We start from the raw sequence: 17,518 nt of genomic DNA, 5'->3' as shown, positions 1-17,518 counted from the left end.
ACGAAGAAGGTGGCCCACCAGAGCGGGCTGCCGAGCACCATGCCGAGGAGCCAGGTGCCGAAGAGGTTGAGGTAGTAGCCCTCCATCGGCACGCCCCACCGCATCGCCGGGCGCGTCGCGGCGAGGAACAGCGTGTCGCGGCTGGCGGCGGGGGACATCGCTCAGCTGCCGATGAAGGTGTTGACGAAATAGGCGCCGGTGAAGGCGGCGGCGCCGAAGAACATCGCGACGAAGCCGGCCGAGGGCGGCGCCATGCGCGCAGCGGCGGCGAGGAAGGCGATGACGACGCAGGCGATGATGAAGGCGATCCCGAAGGGACCGACGAGGAACTGCGCGAGGGCCGTCAGCGCGCGGGTCAGGACGTCTCCGCCACCCATGGGCGATCTCCTACCGGCCGGTCACGAGGTCCCGTCCCGGGCGGCCGCGACCCAGGTCGGGGAGGAGGGGAGGGGGGACCGGCGCCTGGCTGGCGCCGGCGAGCCCGTCGGGGCCGGCGGCGAGCGCCGCCGCGTGCTGCCCGACGCGGCGGGCGACCGCGGCGGCGTAGCCCGGCGCGCCGCCGACGCGGCCGCTGTTGTAGAGTTGGAAGGCGGCGTCCCGCAGGTTGCCGGCCAGGTGCGCCGCGCCCGCGCGCATGTTCTCGCAGGGGTCCAGCGCCGTCTCGACGGTGAGGCCGTGGCGGCGCCAGTTGGCGCGGTGCGTGATCTGGAACCAGCCGAGCCCGAGCGTGCTGCCCGCCGCGTCGCGCGCGGCGGCGACCGCCACGGCCTCGGCCCGCGTGGTCGGGAACAGGCTCTCGCCCGTCGCCTCGTCGCGGATGGCGAAGGGGCGAAAGCCGGATTCCCGCTCGGCGACGGCCGCGAGCTCGGGCAACAGACGCCGGTGCTCCTCGGGCAGGCAGCGCGGGTCGCGCGCGACGCACAGGAACAGCGCCAGGCCGGCGAGCGCCTCGCAGCCGGTCACCGCGCACCGCCGGCGCGGCGCGGGTCGCTACTCGGGCGGCGGCGGGTCGGGGACGTCCACGCCGGCCGGCAACGGGCTGTCGTTGGCCTTGACGTGTTTCGTGGTGGCGCCGCGCGGCAGGACCGAGCGCAGCCGCGCGAGGCGGGGGCAGTCCTCCTCGTGGAGCGAGACGGGCAGCTTGTAGGACATGTCGTCGCGGAGGAAGCGCAGGAGCCGGTCGAGGTCGCGCCAGCCGCGCACGCCGGGGCCGCGGAAGAGCGCGATGGCGACGTAGCCGCGCCGCCAGGAGGGCAGGAGGTAGGGCACGTGGTCCACGCCGCCGTCCGGGTCGCGGCGCGCGACCACGACGGCGGCCTCGATCCGGCCGCCGCGGAGCAATCCCTCGCGCAGATCCGCTTCGCCGAGCGTGTCGCCCAACCCCCGACCGCTCCTCCGATTCGTGCCGGCGGGAGGCTAGCGAATTCCGCAATCCGGGCGAGGCCCTGGCTGGGCGGGGAGAGGGACGCGGCGGGGGCGCAAACTACCGAAAGCTGCACTGTGGTCCGGCTCCGAAGGGGCGGAGACGGGCGATGCTACCGATGGTGGTAGAGCGCATACAAGATGCAATCCGATCCAAGTTCGGCCCGAGAGGTAGGACTTTTCTTCACTCTGCCGTGAAGAACAAAACTGGACTCGAAAGAACGGTCAGAAAGTCGAGACGGGACTCAGCCGCCGCGCCGGGTCAGTGCAGCAGCCAGTGGGGGTGCCAGTCCAGCCCCGGCGTTCCGTCGGGCTGGAGATGACAAGTCCGCGTTATCGAGCGGGACCGGCCAGAAACACTCCACCTGGCCCTCCTCGCCGCGGAGCGCGAGGAAGACGACCCGCGTCACCTCGCCGTCCTCGCCCGTCTCGACGGCGAGGCGGAACATCAGCCCCTCCGACCCGCCCGCGTCGCCGAGGGCCAGCGCCAGTTGCTGCGCCTCGCTCTCCTGCTGGCGGAGCGTGCGCTTCGAGGGCTCCTCCGCGTCGCCGCGGAAGAAGCGCACCGGCACGCCGTCGATGAGGAAGACGAAGTGGTGCGTGTGATCCAGCACGCCGAGCCAGCGGTAGCGCCCGCCCTCGGCCGCCTGGCGCAGCCGGTTGCGTGAGAAGGAGTAGGCTCGGCAGCCGATGGACCAGGCGTCGTCGCCGGCCCAGGGATCGGCCATGGCGACGGCGTCGGCGCGACCGCGGGCCAGCAGGCGCGCGCAGGCCGAGAGGCGCTCCTCGGTCAGCGCCGGGTGCAGGTCCCAGGGCGTCCGCTGCCCACCTCCTGTCGTGGCGTCCTCTGGCTTGTCCATGCCCGCGCAGTATCGGCTCCGTCGGCCCTGCGTCCAAGCGGCCTTTGGGCGTCTCCCCCGCTTCCGGGGGCCGCACCCTACTCGCAGCCGCCGGCCGCTCCCGGAGCCATGCCGGGCATGTCTCCGCCCTCCGGGTCACGGCCGCTGACGCAGGACATTGGCCGCGGACGCGGCCCGCGCGGGGCACCACGGGGCGCCGCCCCAAGGTGCCCCTCGGCACGCGGTCTACGGCGCGGCAGGACCCCTCGCTCGCATGGCCCAAAGGGCCACGCTCCCTCCGGGGCCCGGCCGCGCCCGCCCGCATGCCACCCCTCCTTCCCCGGTCTCGGCGACGCCAGGGAAGCAGCGGGGCTGCTTCCCGCTGCGCAGGAAGAGAAAGGGTTGGCACCAATGTCTTTCATCGGTCGCACCACGATCCTCCGCCCGAACGGCGTCACCCCGCTGTCGGACGAGGACATCCGCAAGCTCGCGCCCTCCGCCTTTGCCACGGAGGCGCACGAGAGCCGCAGCGCGCGCTACGCCTACATCCCGACCTCCGAGGTCATCCGCGGCATGCGCGAGGGCGGTTTCCTGCCGATGGCCGCCGGGCATCCTGAAGGCGCTCGGGGTGGTGTTGGTGATCGCCGGCGTGAAGCTGATCGGCGTCTATTGACCGGCCCGACGGTGCAACAGGCCGACCCGTGCGGCGGCGCCTTGACCTTCCCCCCATGGAAAGGGCCAGGCTTGCGCTATGGCAGCGCCGCAACCCAAAGGACCGATAACGGCTGAAGGGATCAACTGGATCGGCCTCTGGACCCTCTATCGCCGCGAGGTGCGCCGCTTCCTGGCGGTAGCGGCGCAAACGGTGGCCGGGCCGGTGGTGACCACGCTCCTCTTTCTCGCCGTCTTTGCCGTTGTCATGAGCCGGCGCGGTCCGCCGCAGCCGATCGGGGATGTATCCTATCTGGAGTTCCTGGCAGCGGGGTTGGTCGTCATGACCATGGCGCAGAATGCGTTCGCCAACACCTCCTCCTCGCTCCTGATCGCCAAGGTCCAGGGCAACATCGTCGATCTTCTGGTGGCGCCCCTCTCGCCGATGGAGCTCGTCGCCGGCTTCGCCCTGGGCGCGGTGACGCGTGGCCTGCTGGTCGGTGCGGCCGTCGCCCTCGCCATGGGGCCGTTCGTCTCTTTCCGTGTCGCGCACCCGGGCTTCGTCGTTTTCCACGCGTTGGCGGCCTGCCTGCTGCTCGGGCTGCTCGGCATCCTCGGCGGGCTGTGGGCACAGAAGATGGACCACCTTGGCGCGGTGACCAGCTTCGTCGTGACGCCGCTTACCTTCCTGTCCGGCACCTTCTACTCGGTCGCCGACCTGCCACCGTCCTTCCAGGCGGTGGCGCATGCCAATCCGTTCTTCTACATGATCGACGGCTTCCGCTACGGCATCACCGGCCATGCTGATGGCTCGCTGGCCGTCGGGCTGGCGGTCATGGCCGGCGCCAATCTTCTCCTGGCCGTGGTGAGCTGGCGGCTCATGACGGCCGGTTGGCGGCTGACCGCCTGATGGACGGAATCTCCGGCGTCCTCTTGCCCCTGGGCCTGGGGCTGCTCGGCTTCATCGAGCCCTGCTCCATCGGCTCCAGCCTGCTGTTCCTGCAGCTGGTGGAGGGCCGCCCGGCTGCCACGAAGGTGATGCAGGCGGTGGTGTTCACGCTCACCCGCGCCGTCATGGTTGGCCTGCTCGGCGCAGCGGCCGCGCTCGTCGGCACTGCGTTCCTCGGCTTCCAGCGGGCTGCCTGGGTGGGGCTGGGCGCGCTCTATGTCGTGCTCGGCCTGGTCTATCTCACCGGCCATGCCGGGCGGCTCATGCGCCCCCTCGGGCCAAGTCTGGGACGCCTGTCGGGCACCGGCGGGGCGGCGGCGCTGGCGGTGCTGTTCGGCCTGAACATCCCGGCCTGCGCCGCGCCCCTGCTGGCTGTGGTGCTCGGATCGGCGGCAGTCGGTGGGTCGGCGCAGGTGGCCCAGGGATTCTTCATGCTGGCGCTGTTCGGCCTGGCGCTGTCGCTGCCGCTGACCCTGGCGCTGCTCTGGGCACCCGCGCGCCGCGCGATCGACCAGCTGATGGGGCTGTCCGCCCGCGTGCCGGTCGCCATCGGCCTTCTGCTCGCCCTGTTCGGCGCCTGGTCGATCTATCTCGGCCTGAAAGGCTGACCGATGGGGGAAGGCGCACCGGCCGCCGCCATCGAGATCGCAGGCCTCGAAAAAGTCTATTCCGGGAGTGGTGGACGGGCCGGCAAGCACGCCCTGAAGGGCGTGAGCCTGACCATCCCACGGGGCAGCATCTTCGGCCTGCTCGGGCCGAATGGGGCCGGCAAATCGACCCTCATCAACATCCTGGCCGGGCTGGTCCGCAAATCGAGCGGCCAGGTGCGGGTCTGGGACATTGATCCCGACGTGGCGCCCCGAGCAGTGCGCGCATCCATTGGCGTCGTGCCCCAGGAACTGACCCTCGATCCGTACTTCCCGGCGCGCGCGGCGCTCGAACTGCAGGCCGGCCTCTTCGGCATCCCCAAGTTGGCGCGACGCACCGACGAGCTACTCGCAGCGCTCGGCCTGGCGGACAAGGCAGACGCGCCCGCCCGCAGCCTGTCCGGGGGCATGCGCCGGCGGCTCATGGTCGCCAAGGCGCTGGTCCACCATCCGCCGGTTCTCGTGCTCGACGAGCCGACCGCCGGCGTCGATGTCGCGCTGCGCCAGCAGCTCTGGGCCTATGTCCAGGACCTCAACCGCGCCGGCACGACCGTGCTGCTGACAACGCACTACCTCCACGAAGCCGAAGCCTTGTGCGACCGCATCGCGGTGCTGGCCGATGGCGAGATTCGGGCGAACGACACGACCGACGCCCTGCTGCGGCGGGTGGAGGACAAGGCACTGACCATCGAGCTGGCCGTCCCCCTGGCGGAGGTGCCCGAGGCGCTTTGCCGCTTCCATCCGGTACTGGCGGGGCCGCAGGCGCTGGTCTTCCGCTACGGGCGAAGCAGCGGCGCGGCGGACGAAATCCTTGCGGCCGTCCAGTCCGCCGGACTGGTCGTGCGCGACCTCACGACCAGCCAGGCGGACCTGGAGCAGGTCTTCCTCGATCTCTTTCGCCGGAGCTGATGGGCTTCCGAGCGCAACGGAATTCGAGGAAAAGCCTATGATTTCCTACAGTTAGCCGAGGATTTGGTGTATAATCAGCTCCAGGATCAACCCCTTCAGGAGCTCTCCGATGAAGCCGAAGAAAAATTTTCGTACCCGCAACCAAAACAAGGCTTTGCCAAACGGCAAAAAAGCCTTTAAGATCAGTGGTTTGCGTCGCTTTTTCCTGGCACTGCCCTTCAGTGCAGCGGGAAAGGCCGCTGCACTGAAGGGCAGTGCCATATAGCACATTTTGCGGCAAAAGTCAATCTTGAATACCACATATTGTGTCGATATGCTGCACTCCAGCGCAGTAGGGCATAGCCCGCTTTCCCATAAAATCTGATACTGGCGTCTGGCCTCAGACCGTTCGCTCAGTGACGGAGGGGCGAACAGGCCGAAGCGCCATCAAGGCGATGAAGGCACTCAAGCAGCACGCGGCCGAGACGGCGACCGACGCCGCGCCGTACCAGTCGATCAGCAGCCCCAACAGGAACGGCGCACAAGCCTGGATGAAGCGCGACGGCGCGCCGAGCAGCCCCTGGCGCAGGCCGTAGCCCTCCGGGCCGAAGATGGCGAGCGGCAGCGTGCCCTTCACGATGGTCAGCACGCCGTTGCCGGCACCGTGCAGCAGCACGAACGCTGCCGCCGCCGGCGCGCCGATGAAGAACAGGGCCGCCGCGCCGATCGGATGCGCGATGCAGGCCAGGCGCGCTGAGATCAGCGGATGCGCCTTTCGCAGCAGGCCGAACTCTGCCACGTGCGCATCGCCCGGCGGACCCGGGGCTGGTATGAGGCCGGGATGTCCCAATAGCGCTCGAGACCGTAAGGCCATCATTTCGCCGTTGCTGTCGGCCAATGGCGAAGTGTGTGCCATGGGCGTAGTCTTCGGCAGCGCAGGGAGCTAACGGCCTCTCGGCGGTCGGTCAAAGTAGCGGTGCAGGTCGTCAAAGATCTCCGCGCCACGCCGCAGCCGCTCCTCGTCGTCCGAGGTCGCGGCGCAGAGGCCCCCAATCAGGGTGCGGACGCCGTCGGCCTCAGGCCGGCCGAACTTGCCGTCTTTGAGATCGATGTCGTGCACGATCTCCGCCACTGCCGCGAGCGCCCGGTCGCCTGAAAGGCCAGCACGGCCGAGCAGCACCTCAAAGGTGCAGCGGTCGCCCTCGTGGGTGACCTCAGCCTCCGCCATGTCGAAGCGGACCTCGCCCGGGCCTAGCTCGGCGGCCTTGCCGGGGACGAAGCGGAAGCGCGCTTCTGGGTCGATGAAGCGACGCACCAGCCAGGCCGAGGCGATGCGGTCCACGTGCACGCCGGCACGGGTGACCCATATCAGGCCTCTCAAGGCTTCGGCCGGCGCCGCCGTCGCCTGCGGGGGAGGGGCCGCCTGGGCCTCGTCCTGCGCGGCCAAGCGCGCCGTCAAGCTGGCGAGCAAGCCCTCGACCGCCTGCCGCCCGTGCGCGCCGAAGAAGTCGATGGCCGCGACCTGGTCCAGCCGCGAGCGGAGCCGGCTGAGCCGGGAGCGGGCATCGCTGCCGGGAGCCTCCCCGGCCTTGCCCGCCTCCTCGGCCTCGGCGGCGAGCTGGCGGGCCTCCTCGGCCAGCGCCTCGTAGTCGGCGTCGCGGGCACGGTCGAAGAGGGCACGCACGTCGGCATCAGTCATGCCCTCCACCAGCCGCGCCTCGCAGACCAGCGGCTCGCCGCCGGCCTCGGTGATCTCCTTGGCCAGCCAGCCGAAATCCTCCTGCGCCTCGGCGGTGGCGGGCAGGGCGTAGGCCGCGTTCTTCACCGCCACCGCGCCCAGCGCCTGCAGGCGGCGCCAGACCTTGACCCGCAGGTAGGCCGGCTTGGCCGGCAGCTGGAACACCAGCAGGAGCCAGCGTTCGCCCGTCCCGCTCTCGGCGGAGATCGCCGCGGCAGGGTCGGGCGGTCGCGGGGCCTTGGACTTGGAGCTCATCCCGACCGAGTATCCTCCATCCGCGCCGGGACGGCACCCGGTGGCGGCGTGACGCTGCTCCCGCGCAGCCTGGCTGTGGCCCGGGCGGTCTCCTCGGGCGGCCTCACCCGCGCAAAGGCCCGCAGCAGCAGCAGGTCGTAGGTGATCTTCACGGCTCCGGCGAGGACGAGCGGCCAGCCGAAGGCGCTCAGCCCCATCAGCCAGCCCGACAGGAGGGGGGAGGCGGCGGAGGCGAGCCCCCGCGGCACGGCGGTGACACTGGCCGCCGCCGGCCGCTCATGCGGCTCGACCACCGCCATCACGTAGGAGGAGCGGGTCGGCACGTCCATCTGCGACAGCAGCGCGCGCAGGACCAGCAGGGCGAAGGCCAGGAACGCCGTCGGCGCGAAGGCGGTGGCGATCAGGAACACGCTCGAGGGCAGGTGGGTGAAGACCATGGTGTTCACCAGGCCGAAGCGGCGGGCGAGTGGCACGGCGGCGAAGTAGGACACGGCCGAGCAGAGCCCCGTGGCGAAGAAGACCGCGCCCACGGTCGCGACCTCAAGACCGAAGCGCTCGGAGAGCCACAGGGCGAGCAGGGAGTTGACGACGAAGCCGCCGCCGAAGCTGTCCAGCGCGAAGAGGGCCGCCAAGCCGTAGACGCGGCGGCGCGACGGCCCGAGGGGCGCCGGCGGCGCCTCGCCCGTGGCCTCGGCGCGCGGAGACAAGCCGCGGTAGAGGAGGAAGCTCACCAAGCCCAGCACGCCGTAGAAGGCGAAGAGGGCATCGGTGACGGCGGCCGGGCCCAACCACGGGCCCAGCCAGTCCACCAGCCCGGCCGCGAGGGCGCCGGCGGCCCCGACGACGGAGCCCACGAAGGCGTAGCGCGCGAAGGCCGCCGTCCGGTCGGCCTCGGCCACGGACTGGGCGAGCACCGTGTGCTCGAGCGGCAGGAAGACGCCGGTATCCCCGCCGGTCGGGCTGATCGTGCCGACGAAGGCGATCAGCAGCAGCGGCCAGAAGCCCTCCACCCCAGCGAAGGCGAGGCCGGTGGCGGCCATCAGCAGGCTGGCGGCGAGCAAGGCGGGACGCCGGCGGATGCGGTGGCCCACCGCCCCGAGCGCCAGCGTCAGCAGCGACGAGCCCAGCAGGGTGGCGGTGGAGATCGCCCCGACCGCGAGCGCGTCCAGCCCGAGCGCGGCTAGGTGGACCGGCAGCAGGATGGCGACGTAGCCGTCGCCGAAGGCGCGCAGCGCCCGGGCCCACAGGATGCGGCGGATATCGCCCGTGGCGGCGTCCATGCCGTGGTGTTCCTCCCTGCGACGTCCGGGCGGGCCTGCCCGGTGCGGTCACTTCGCAACCGATATGGCATATGTATCTCATATCAGTAAACATGAAACACTTGTATCTTGATCAATTTTCTGCCTACCCTCCGCGGCAACCGACCGATCACCCCGGAGGAAGCGCCCGTGCCGCACACCGTGACGCCGCTGCCGTTCAAGCCCCCGCGGCTGCAGGGCCTCTCCGAGCGGCTGCTCGCCAGCCACTACGAGAACAACTACGGCGGGGCGCTGCGACGGCTGAACGCGATCGAGCGGCGCCTGGGCGAACTCGACTGGGGATCGGCGCCCGTCTTCGAGATCAATGGACTGAAACGCGAAGAACTGATCGCCGCCGGCTCCGTCATCCTGCACGAGGTCTACTTCGACGGCCTCGGCGGCGAGGGCGGCGACCCCGCCGGGGACCTCGCCGCGGCACTCGAGCGCGATTTCGGTTCAGTCGGGCGATGGCGGACGGAGTTCACCGCTATGAGCAAGGCGCTCGCCGGCGGCTCGGGCTGGGTGGTGCTGGCCTGGTCGCCGCGCCTGGGCCGGCTGGTGAACCATTGGGCGGCCGACCACGCGCACGGCCTGGCCGGCGGCGTGCCGGTCCTCGCGCTCGACATGTACGAGCACTCCTACCACCTCGACTTCGGCGCCCGCGCCGGCGACTACGTGGACGCGGTGATGCGCAACCTGCACTGGGAGCGCTTAGGCCGGCGCCACCAGGCCGCCGTGAGCACCCCTGCCGCCTCGGGCGAGAACCACGGCGGCAGCGATGCCATCGCACCCGAGCGTGTGCGCGACATGCTGGCGAGCGGCGAGCCCGTGACGGTGCTCGACGTGCGCAAGCCGGAGGATCTGACCCGCGCCGCCGACCGGATCGCCGGGTCCAGCTGGCGCGATCCCGAGGCCATCGCATCCTGGGCGGAGGCCCTGCCGCACGACCGGCCTATCGTCGCCTACTGCGTCTACGGCTTTCAGGTCAGCGGCGATGTGGCCGCCGCGCTGCGCCGGCGCGGCCTCAACGCCCGCGTCCTCGCCGGGGGCATCGCCGCTTGGCACGCCATCGGGGCGCCGGCCGCGCCTCTGCCCCCCAACGTCACACAGGGAGCCTGACGCCATGGCCACGTGGATCACCCGCGAGCGCCCGAAGATCGACCGCATCGCCTGCCCCTGGCTGATTCGGCGCTTCGTCGACCCGGCCGCCGAGTTCCTCTACGTACCGACCGACCGAGTCTTTGCCGTGGCGAAGGAGACCGGCGCGACGCCGTACGACATTCCGGGCGCCGATCCCTTCTCGCACGACGGCGAGCTCTGCACCTTCGATGCCTTCCTGCAGCACTACCGGCTGGACGACCCGGCGCTGCATCGGCTGGCGGTGATCGTGCGCGGCGCCGACACGGCGCGGCACGACCTCGCCCCGGAGGCCTCCGGCCTGCATGCGATCTCGATGGGCCTGTCGGCGATCATCCCCGATGACCACGCCATGCTGGAGCAGGGCATGGTGATCTACGACGCCCTCTACGCCTGGTGCCGCGGCGACGCCGGCGAGGTGCACAATTGGACGCCGCCGAAGGCCGCCGCATCCGCCGAAGGGCCGGTGAACGCAGTGGGCCAGGACGTCGTCGAGGAGGCGTCGGAGGAGTCCTTTCCGGCGAGCGATCCGCCCTCCCACACGCCGATAGCCAGGCCCGGCGCGCCCAAGAGCCGGTGAAGCCAAGGCAGATGGGGCACCTGCGTTCGCAGAACGAGAATCCGGTAGCACGACAGCGGCGGACCCACAGATGAAGACCGACGCGTCCGCGTCCACCGCCGAGGGCGGGGCGGAGGCCGCTCCCCCGCGGCTCTCGCAGGCGCAGATCTTCTGGCGCTTCCTGCACTTCGGTTTCCTCGCCTGGGGAGGACCGGTGGCGCAGATCGCGATGATCCGGCGCGAGCTCGTCGAGGAGGAGCGGTGGGTCTCGAGCCCGAGGTTCAACCGGCTGCTCGCGGTCTACCAGGTCCTCCCGGGCCCGGAGGCGCACGAGCTGTGCGTCTTCCTCGGGACGCTCCCGGGCGGGCGGCTGGGCGGCTTCCTCGCGGGCCTCGGCTTCATGCTGCCGGGCTTCGTGCTGATGTTCGCCCTCTCCTGGCTCTACTTCTCGACCGACCTCGCCCGGACGGCACTCGGCGCCGCCTTCCTGGGCGTGCAGCCGGCGGTGATCGCGCTGATCGTGGCGGCCGTGCACAGAATTGGCAGCCACATCGTCGTCGACGGATGGCTGTGGGGGATTGCGATCGCCACGGGACTCGCCGCCTTCGGCGGCACGCCGTTCTGGATCGCGCTGCCCGCCGCCGGCCTGTTCTACGTCCTGGCGGCTAGCGGCCGGCGCGCCCTGGCCGTTCTTCTGGCCGTGGCGTTCGCCGCCGTGGCGCTGTACTACGCCTGGCTCCTGCTGGGTGCCCCGGCGCAGCCTGCCGGAGGCACGGCCGCGCCGGCCGAGTCTGTTGGCCAGGGCGCATCGCTCATCGGCCTGTTCCTCTCTGGTCTGAAGGCGGGCCTGCTGACCTTCGGCGGTGCCTATACCGTCATTCCGTTCCTGCGCGACGACGCGGTCGGCAACGGCTGGATGACCGACGCGCAGTTCCTCGACGGCCTCGCGCTCTCGGGCATCCTGCCGGCGCCGCTGATCATCTTCTCCACCTTCGTCGGCTACTTCGGCGGAGGGCCGCTCGGCGCCGTCGCGATGACGGTCGGCATCTTCCTGCCGGCCTTCAGCTTCTCGCTCCTCTTCCATGACCAGCTCGAGCGGCTCGTCGAGAACAAGGCGATGCGGACCTTCCTGGAGGGGGTGTCGGCGGGCGTGGTGGGCCTCATCGCGGCCACGACGGTCGAGCTCGCCCACAAGACGCTCGGGAACGTGCCGGGCGTGCTGCCCGCCGTCGCGATCTTCGGCGCGGCGCTGGCCGTCCTCTATCTCTGGAAGGCGAAGACGAACGTGGTCTTCGTCGTCCTCAGCGCCGGCCTCGCCGGGTGGCTGCTGTTCGGGGGCCAGGGATGAGCGAGGGAGGTCCGCGATGAACAGAAGGCCCGCCGGATCCCACGCGTGTCGCCGGGGGTGGATCGGGGCGGGCGGCGGCGCGGCGCGGTTCGGCCGCCTCGAGATCAGGACCCTGCAGCGAAACGGGAGGCCCGAATGCTCTACGCCATGAAGCCGCTCGCCTGCGATCCCGCACGGATCAAGGGCATGTCGGAGCGGCTCATCGTCAGCCACTACGAGAACAACTACGGCGGCGCGGTGAAGCGCCTCAATTCGATCGCCGACCAGCTCGCCTCGCTGGACTTCGACGGCGCGCCGGGCTTCGTGGTCAACGGGCTCAAGCGCGAGCAGCTGATCGCGATGAACTCCATGATCCTGCACGAGGTGTTCTTCGCCTCGCTCGGGGAGGAGAGCGGGCCGGACGATGTCCTCCAGGAGGCGCTCGCGCGGGACTTCGGCTCCGTCGAGCGCTGGCGGTCCGAGTTCGTGGCCATGGGCAAGGCGCAGGCCGGGGGCTCGGGCTGGGTGCTGCTGACCTGGTCGAAGCGCGACCGGCGGCTCGTGAACGCCTGGGCCGCGGACCACACGACGACCGTGGCGGACAGCACGCCGGTCCTGGCGCTCGACATGTACGAGCACTCCTACCACATGGACTACGGCGCCAAGGCCGGCGACTACGTCGGTGCCTTCATGGCCGCGATCAACTGGGGCAGCGTCAGGCGCCTCCTCGACGAGGCGCGCGGGCCATGAGCCGCGCGGCCCTCAGAGTGCCGAGGAGGGCCGGCACGGTCGCGCTCCGCGCCGTCCGGGTGGCCATGGGGGTGTTTCTCCTGCTGGCCGGCGGCGGGGCGGCGGCCGCCCGCGCGCCGGACGGCCGCACGACGCTCGCGCTCGAGCGTGCCTGCCAGGCCGAGAACGGCGAGGCGGGGAGCTGGTGCGCCGCGTACCTGATGGGCGTCGCCGACACGCTCACCGCCTTCGGAAAGGGGGGGCACCGGGGCGGATTGTGCAATCCGAACTACGACCCGGAGACCCTCGCGCGCGCCTTCGTCGCGTGGGCCCAGCGGCACTCGGAACTCCGTAACCTCGACATGCTGGCCGGCGCCACGGCAGCGCTCCGGGAGCGCTGGCCGTGCGCCTGAGCCGGCGAACGTGGTGCGGCCCGCATGGGGCCGCACCACGCCCGGTCGGCCGGGCGTCAGCGACGCGGCTCGGTCTCGCGGCGGACGACCGTTCCGTCCGCGGTGACGTAGACCTCGACCTCGCGACCGGAGGCGTCCTTGCCTTCCAGCTCGTAGAGCTGGCGGCCGTCGACGGTCACCCTCGCCGCTTCGGTGATCTGCACCCCACCGAGCGCCCGCTGCGCCGCCTGCATCGCCGCCTGCGGCACCTCGGAGAGCTGGATCTCCTGCTCGTTGTGCTCCCTCGCCTCCTGGCCCTGCCGCTGCTGCTGCGCCAGGGCCGGCGCGGCGGCGAGGACCGCCGCGAGCGTCGCGATCATGCCGAACTTGGTACGTCTCATGCTCTGCCTCCTGGGTTTGGGAGTCCTGCCCCGCGCCTGAGGCCGTGGGGTCGGTCCATCGCGCCACCGAGCGGGGTGGAGGAGAAACTGATACAGGTGAAGCGAGTTTCCAATGTGATAGGCAAGATGTATCATCGCAACCTTCCACCGCTGGCTCGCCCGGCATCCCTGCCGGGTCCGGTGGTGGCTTCGCGATGGTTTTTTGCCGAGACCGCCCACCGGCCAGGGCGGGCAAACCGACAGGGGTAAAGGACGCATGACGGCTTCGAAAATTACCTGCAGCCACACGCTGCCAGACGCGCGGGTGCCGCAATGACGGCGGCGGATGGCTCGGCAGCAGCGGCCGCGGAACCGGCCTCCGCCGGCACCGCCTCCGGCGCGCCCGCCACAGCGCCGGCCGAGGTGCCGGGTCTGCCCACCTTCGGCGAAGCCTTGCGAGTGTGGTTGAAGATCGGCCTGCTCTCCTTCGGCGGTCCGGCCGGACAGATCGCGCTGCTGCACCGCGAGGTGGTGGACGACCGCCGCTGGGTCTCCGACGCGCGTTTCCTGCATGCGCTCAACTTCTGCACCCTGCTTCCTGGGCCGGAGGCGCAGCAGCTCGCGACCTATCTCGGTTGGCTGTTGCACGGGGTGAAGGGCGGCATCGCCGCCGGCGCGCTGTTCGTGCTGCCGGGCGTGGCAGTCATGCTGGGGCTGTCCATCCTCTATGCGACGCTGGGCGAGGTGCCGATCGTCGCGGCGCTGTTCTTCGGCCTCAAGGCCGCGGTGCTGGTGCTGGTGATCGAGGCGCTGCTGCGGGTGGCCAGGCGGGCGCTGAAGACGAACGAGGCATGGGCGCTGGCCGGCGCCGCCTTCCTGGCGCTCTACGCCTTTTCCGTGCCCTTCCCGGTCGTGGTGCTGATTGCGGCGCTGATCGGCTATCTGGCGCCTGGGCACTTCCGCGCCGGCAGCCATGGCTCGGCGAAGGACGGTTCCCCGGCCGTGCTGGACGCGGTGCTCGCCGCCGACCCTGGGCGCCCGGCCCGGCTCGCGGCAAGCGCCTGGCGCGCCGGATGGGTCGCGGTCGCGCTCTGGGTCCTGCCGGTGGCGGCGCTGATGGCCCTCGGCGGCGGGGTCCTCGCCGATGTCGCCTGGTTCTTCTCGAAGATGGCGGTGGTGACCGTCGGCGGCGCCTACGCCGTGCTCGCCTACGTCGCGCAGGAGGCCGTGCAGGGCTACGGCTGGCTGACCGCGGACCAGATGCTGGTGGGCCTCGGCCTCGCCGAGACCACGCCCGGCCCGCTGATCCTCGTCCTCCAGTTCGTCGGCTTCCTGGCCGGGTATGGCGCCGGCGGGCTCGTCTTGGGCGTGCTGGCGTCGTTGCTCACCGTGTGGGTCACCTTCGCGCCCTGCTTCGCCTTCATCTTCCTCGGCGCCCCCTACGTCGAACGGCTGCACAACAACCGCGCACTGACGGGCGCCCTGGCCGCGGTGACGGCAGCGGTGGTGGGCGTGATCGCCAACTTGGCGCTCTGGTTCGGTCTGCGCGTGCTGTTCGCAGACGTCCGCCGGGTGGAGATCGGCCCGGCGACGCTTGACATGCCGGTCCTCGGCAGCCTGGACCCGCTCGCCCTGGCGCTCGCGGCCCTGGCCGCGGCCTGCCTGTTCGGCTTCAAGATCGGGCTGCTGCGGACCCTCGGCGTGACGGCTGCGGCGGGCCTTGTCCTGAGGATGGCGGGCTTGTGACGCGCCGGCTCCGCCTTCCCGCCTTCGGGATCCCCGCTGCTGCGGCGGCCGGGCTGTTGCTCGGCGCGGCGTGGCTCGGGGCCGTCGCGGCGGCCGAGCCGCAACGGGACGGTTTCCGCCGTCTGTCCGCCACGGAGATCCGCGCGCGCGTCGTCGGTCGCGAGATCACCGACGACTTCCATTGGGGCGAGTACTACCGCGGCGACGGCGTGCTGGTCCTGACCGACATGGGCCGCCGCAGCTTGGGCCGGTGGCGGATCGAGCGTGACCGGTTGTGTCGGCGGCGCGACCCGGCCGCCACCGGGTACGAGTGCTTCCAGGTCTGGGTGTCCGGCGACGAGGTCAGCCTGCGCCAGAGCGAAACGGACCGACCTTTCCCGGTCTTCATCCGGAGGCACGAAGGCGGCGCCGGCGGCTGACCGTCACCGGGCCAAGAGTTTGGGCGAAAACAACAGAGGAGAACGGCAATGTCATTTAAGCTCATGTTTCACGCCGCGCTGGCCGGGCTCGCCCTCGCGGCGTCGGTCGGCCTGGGCCACGCGCAGCACCAGGGTGCCGGTGCCGGCGGCCCACCCGATTGGCAGCGCACCGTCGCGTCCACGCTCGGCAAGCCGGGTACCCAGCAGGATGGCGGCGTCTATCGGGTGGCGCTGCCGCGCACCGACCTGAAGGTCACGGTGGACGGCGTCGAGATCCGCCCCGGCCTCGCACTCGGCTCCTGGCTCGCCTTCCACCCGCACGGGCAGGAGCTGATGGTGATGGGTGACCTCGTCCTGCTGCAACGTGAGATCGCACCGGTGATGCGCCGCCTGACCGAGGGCGGGATCGAGGTGACGGCGCTGCACAACCATCTGCTGCGTGCCGAGCCCACGACCATGTACCTGCATGTCGCAGGCCAGGGCGATCCAGCGCGGCTCGCCACCGCGCTGCGTGCGGCGCTGCAGGAGACGGCGACACCGCTGCAGGGTGCAGCCGCGTCGGCTGGCGATGACCGCATTGAGGGGCTCGACACCGCGACCATTGCCCGCGCCCTCGGCCGAGAGGGGCGCGCCAGCGGCGGGGTGTACCAGGTCAACGTCCCGCGTGCCGAGCGCATCACCGAGCGCGGGATGGAGGTGCCCACCGCCATGGGCATGCCGACCGTGATCAACTTCCAGGCCGCCGGCGGGGGTCGTGCCGCGACCACGGGCGACTTCGTGCTGACCGCGAACGAGGTCGTGCCCGTGCAGCGGGCCCTGGTCGAGCACGGCATCGAGGTGACCGCGCTGCACAACCACATGCTGCACGAGGAGCCTCGGCTGTTCTTCATGCACTTCTGGGGCGTGGACGACGCGGAGAAGCTCGCCCGCGGCCTGCGCGCGGCGCTGGAGCGTACGAACTCGGCGCAGGCGTCTCGCTGAGCGAGCGCTGCCGCCGCGGCGCAACAGATTCCGAACGGAGTGCCGCCCTTGTTCCTCGAAGTGAAGATCCCGCTCGGCGAGGTGCGCGGCCGCATCGACCACCTCGCCGCGGACATGGCTCGCCGCCGCCTGTTCGTCGCCGAGCTCGGCAACGACAGCATGGCCGTGATCGATGTGGATACCTGGGTGGTCGCGCACCGGATCCAGTGCCTGCGGGAGCCGCAGGGTGTGGCCTACGCGCCCGGGGCGGACATTGTCCTGGTCGCCAACGCCCGCGACGGTACGATCGAGCGCTTCCGGGGCGCCGATCTCGCGCCGCTCGGCCCGACGTCCCTGGACGCCGCCGCCGACAACCTGCGCCCCGATCCCGCCGGCGGGGGTGTCGTCTGGGTCGGTCACGGCGGCGCCGGGCATGGGGCACCCGGGGGCGGGGGCGGCCTGACGGCGCTCGATGCGGCGAGCGGGCGGCCCGCCGGCGCGTCGATCCCCCTCGCCGCCCATCCGGAGTCCTTCCAGCTCGAGGCGGGCGGGCCGCGCGCCTTCGTCAACATCCCGGGCGCGGGCGGCGCCATCGCGGTCCTCGACCGGGCCGCGCGGCGGCACGTCGCCACCTGGTCCGTGCCGGGGCTCGGGGCCAACTTCCCCATGGCGCTCGACGAATCCCGCGGGCGCCTGTTCGTGGCCTTCCGTGAACCGGCGGCCCTCGCCGTCCTCGACCTGAAGGACGGCTCGGTGCTCGGCCGGCTTCCGTTGAGCGGCGACGCGGACGACCTCTTCCTCGATGCGCACCGGTGCCGCCTCTACGCCGTCTGCGGCGAAGGCGCCGTAGACGTGTTCGAGGACCAGCCGGCACCGGAGACGCCAGGCAGTGGGCGAGGGCCCGCGCCGTCCCCGCACCGGATCGCCCGCGTGCCGACGGCGGTCGGCGCCCGCACCGGGCTGTTCGTGCCCGAGCTGGACCGGCTGTTCGTTGCAGCGCGCGCCGGCCCACACGGGCCGGCCGCCATCTGGGTGTTCCAGCCCGACCCCCCGCCCTGAACCCAAGGAGGTACGCACGATGCGCAACCGTCCCCTGCCGGCCGCCACCACCGTTCCCGCCGGCCCGAACGGCCCGGGTGGAATGCCGGCGCCGCGGCACCGGCCAGGACGCCGGTCCGGTCG

Annotated in this window: 23 protein-coding genes; 14 read left to right on the top strand and 9 right to left on the bottom strand. The window is 71.4% G+C overall.

Annotated elements, in window-relative coordinates; all coding sequences use genetic code 11:
- The 5 genes from LHA35_RS29090 to LHA35_RS21045 form a co-directional block, all read right to left on the bottom strand.
- The coding region (locus LHA35_RS29090; RefSeq protein WP_226611769.1) for a VirB3 family type IV secretion system protein at positions 1 to 158 on the bottom strand (158 nt) is incomplete at its 3' end.
- A 3-nt stretch (positions 159 to 161) separates the two neighbouring features.
- A complete protein-coding gene (locus tag LHA35_RS21060; protein WP_111472175.1) occupies positions 162 to 377 on the bottom strand; it encodes a hypothetical protein in 216 nt (71 codons plus the stop codon).
- 10 nt (positions 378 to 387) lie between these two features.
- Positions 388 to 963: a transglycosylase SLT domain-containing protein gene (locus LHA35_RS21055; protein WP_111472176.1), complete on the bottom strand. Its 576-nt coding sequence runs from the start codon at positions 961 to 963 to the stop codon at positions 388 to 390.
- A 27-nt stretch (positions 964 to 990) separates the two neighbouring features.
- A complete protein-coding gene (locus LHA35_RS21050) occupies positions 991 to 1,380 on the bottom strand; it encodes a hypothetical protein (protein ID WP_111472177.1) in 390 nt (129 codons plus the stop codon).
- 287 nt (positions 1,381 to 1,667) lie between these two features.
- Positions 1,668 to 2,282 (bottom strand): hypothetical protein, encoded by a 615-nt coding sequence (locus LHA35_RS21045; protein WP_111472178.1) that lies wholly within the window; start codon positions 2,280 to 2,282, stop codon positions 1,668 to 1,670.
- Positions 2,283 to 2,672: 390 nt separating this feature from the next.
- Between LHA35_RS21045 and LHA35_RS29085 the strand changes: the two genes are divergently transcribed.
- From LHA35_RS29085 to LHA35_RS21020, 5 genes are all read left to right on the top strand, one after another.
- Complete coding sequence (locus LHA35_RS29085; RefSeq protein ID WP_128080123.1) at positions 2,673 to 3,050, top strand: hypothetical protein; 378 nt, start codon at positions 2,673 to 2,675, stop codon at positions 3,048 to 3,050.
- On the top strand, positions 3,013 to 3,822 hold the full coding sequence (locus tag LHA35_RS21035) for an ABC transporter permease (protein ID WP_111472179.1): 810 nt from the start codon (positions 3,013 to 3,015) through the stop codon (positions 3,820 to 3,822). Before LHA35_RS29085 ends, LHA35_RS21035 begins: the two co-directional genes overlap by 38 nt.
- Positions 3,822 to 4,469: a cytochrome c biogenesis protein CcdA gene (locus tag LHA35_RS21030; protein ID WP_111472180.1), complete on the top strand. Its 648-nt coding sequence runs from the start codon at positions 3,822 to 3,824 to the stop codon at positions 4,467 to 4,469. The genes LHA35_RS21035 and LHA35_RS21030 overlap by 1 nt, the downstream gene beginning before the upstream one ends.
- Before the next feature lie 3 nt (positions 4,470 to 4,472).
- Complete coding sequence (locus LHA35_RS21025) at positions 4,473 to 5,417, top strand: ABC transporter ATP-binding protein (RefSeq protein ID WP_111472181.1); 945 nt, start codon at positions 4,473 to 4,475, stop codon at positions 5,415 to 5,417.
- A 109-nt stretch (positions 5,418 to 5,526) separates the two neighbouring features.
- The gene (locus LHA35_RS21020; RefSeq protein WP_165839042.1) at positions 5,527 to 5,682 is read left to right on the top strand and encodes a hypothetical protein; all 156 of its coding nucleotides are present in this window, start codon (positions 5,527 to 5,529) and stop codon (positions 5,680 to 5,682) included.
- 114 nt (positions 5,683 to 5,796) lie between these two features.
- On the opposite strand, the gene LHA35_RS21015 is transcribed toward LHA35_RS21020, so the two are convergent.
- From LHA35_RS21015 to LHA35_RS21005, 3 genes are all read right to left on the bottom strand, one after another.
- Positions 5,797 to 6,195, bottom strand: coding sequence for a hypothetical protein (locus LHA35_RS21015; RefSeq protein WP_111472182.1), 399 nt, complete (start codon positions 6,193 to 6,195; stop codon positions 5,797 to 5,799).
- A gap of 144 nt (positions 6,196 to 6,339) precedes the next feature.
- Complete coding sequence (locus LHA35_RS21010) at positions 6,340 to 7,389, bottom strand: chromate resistance protein ChrB domain-containing protein (RefSeq protein WP_111472183.1); 1,050 nt, start codon at positions 7,387 to 7,389, stop codon at positions 6,340 to 6,342.
- Entirely contained in the window at positions 7,386 to 8,669 is a 1,284-nt protein-coding gene (locus LHA35_RS21005; protein WP_111472184.1) for an MFS transporter, read from the bottom strand. The genes LHA35_RS21010 and LHA35_RS21005 overlap by 4 nt, the downstream gene beginning before the upstream one ends.
- Before the next feature lie 168 nt (positions 8,670 to 8,837).
- Here LHA35_RS21005 and LHA35_RS21000 point away from each other — a divergent pair, with 168 nt between their 5' ends.
- From LHA35_RS21000 to LHA35_RS20980, 5 genes are all read left to right on the top strand, one after another.
- A complete protein-coding gene (locus LHA35_RS21000) occupies positions 8,838 to 9,806 on the top strand; it encodes a Fe-Mn family superoxide dismutase (protein ID WP_111472185.1) in 969 nt (322 codons plus the stop codon).
- A gap of 4 nt (positions 9,807 to 9,810) precedes the next feature.
- Positions 9,811 to 10,404: a chromate resistance protein ChrB domain-containing protein gene (locus LHA35_RS20995; RefSeq protein ID WP_111472186.1), complete on the top strand. Its 594-nt coding sequence runs from the start codon at positions 9,811 to 9,813 to the stop codon at positions 10,402 to 10,404.
- A 70-nt stretch (positions 10,405 to 10,474) separates the two neighbouring features.
- Complete coding sequence (gene chrA / locus LHA35_RS20990; RefSeq protein WP_111472187.1) at positions 10,475 to 11,731, top strand: chromate efflux transporter; 1,257 nt, start codon at positions 10,475 to 10,477, stop codon at positions 11,729 to 11,731.
- Between the two features lie 135 nt (positions 11,732 to 11,866).
- The gene (locus LHA35_RS20985) at positions 11,867 to 12,460 is read left to right on the top strand and encodes a superoxide dismutase (RefSeq protein ID WP_111472188.1); all 594 of its coding nucleotides are present in this window, start codon (positions 11,867 to 11,869) and stop codon (positions 12,458 to 12,460) included.
- On the top strand, positions 12,457 to 12,852 hold the full coding sequence (locus LHA35_RS20980) for a Rap1a/Tai family immunity protein (RefSeq protein WP_111472189.1): 396 nt from the start codon (positions 12,457 to 12,459) through the stop codon (positions 12,850 to 12,852). The genes LHA35_RS20985 and LHA35_RS20980 overlap by 4 nt, the downstream gene beginning before the upstream one ends.
- A 56-nt stretch (positions 12,853 to 12,908) precedes the next feature.
- On the opposite strand, the gene LHA35_RS20975 is transcribed toward LHA35_RS20980, so the two are convergent.
- Complete coding sequence (locus tag LHA35_RS20975; RefSeq protein ID WP_165839043.1) at positions 12,909 to 13,232, bottom strand: PepSY domain-containing protein; 324 nt, start codon at positions 13,230 to 13,232, stop codon at positions 12,909 to 12,911.
- A 438-nt stretch (positions 13,233 to 13,670) separates the two neighbouring features.
- On the opposite strand from LHA35_RS20975, the gene chrA (LHA35_RS20970) reads away from it, so the two are divergent.
- From chrA (LHA35_RS20970) to LHA35_RS20955, 4 genes are read left to right on the top strand one after another with little or no spacing between them, the layout of a single operon-like run.
- On the top strand, positions 13,671 to 14,957 hold the full coding sequence (gene chrA / locus LHA35_RS20970; RefSeq protein ID WP_243634752.1) for a chromate efflux transporter: 1,287 nt from the start codon (positions 13,671 to 13,673) through the stop codon (positions 14,955 to 14,957).
- On the top strand, positions 14,954 to 15,376 hold the full coding sequence (locus LHA35_RS20965) for a hypothetical protein (RefSeq protein ID WP_111472192.1): 423 nt from the start codon (positions 14,954 to 14,956) through the stop codon (positions 15,374 to 15,376). The genes chrA (LHA35_RS20970) and LHA35_RS20965 overlap by 4 nt, the downstream gene beginning before the upstream one ends.
- A gap of 48 nt (positions 15,377 to 15,424) precedes the next feature.
- A complete protein-coding gene (locus LHA35_RS20960; protein ID WP_111472193.1) occupies positions 15,425 to 16,357 on the top strand; it encodes a DUF1259 domain-containing protein in 933 nt (310 codons plus the stop codon).
- 60 nt (positions 16,358 to 16,417) lie between these two features.
- Positions 16,418 to 17,395 (top strand): YncE family protein, encoded by a 978-nt coding sequence (locus LHA35_RS20955; protein WP_226611767.1) that lies wholly within the window; start codon positions 16,418 to 16,420, stop codon positions 17,393 to 17,395.
- The last annotated feature ends 123 nt before the right edge of the window (positions 17,396 to 17,518 follow it).

Origin of the sequence: Roseicella aerolata (assembly GCF_020523605.1) — a bacterium.
GTDB classification, from domain to species: Bacteria; Pseudomonadota; Alphaproteobacteria; order Acetobacterales; family Acetobacteraceae; genus Paracraurococcus; species Paracraurococcus aerolatus.
This window is presented reverse-complemented; position numbering and strand designations above follow the sequence as displayed.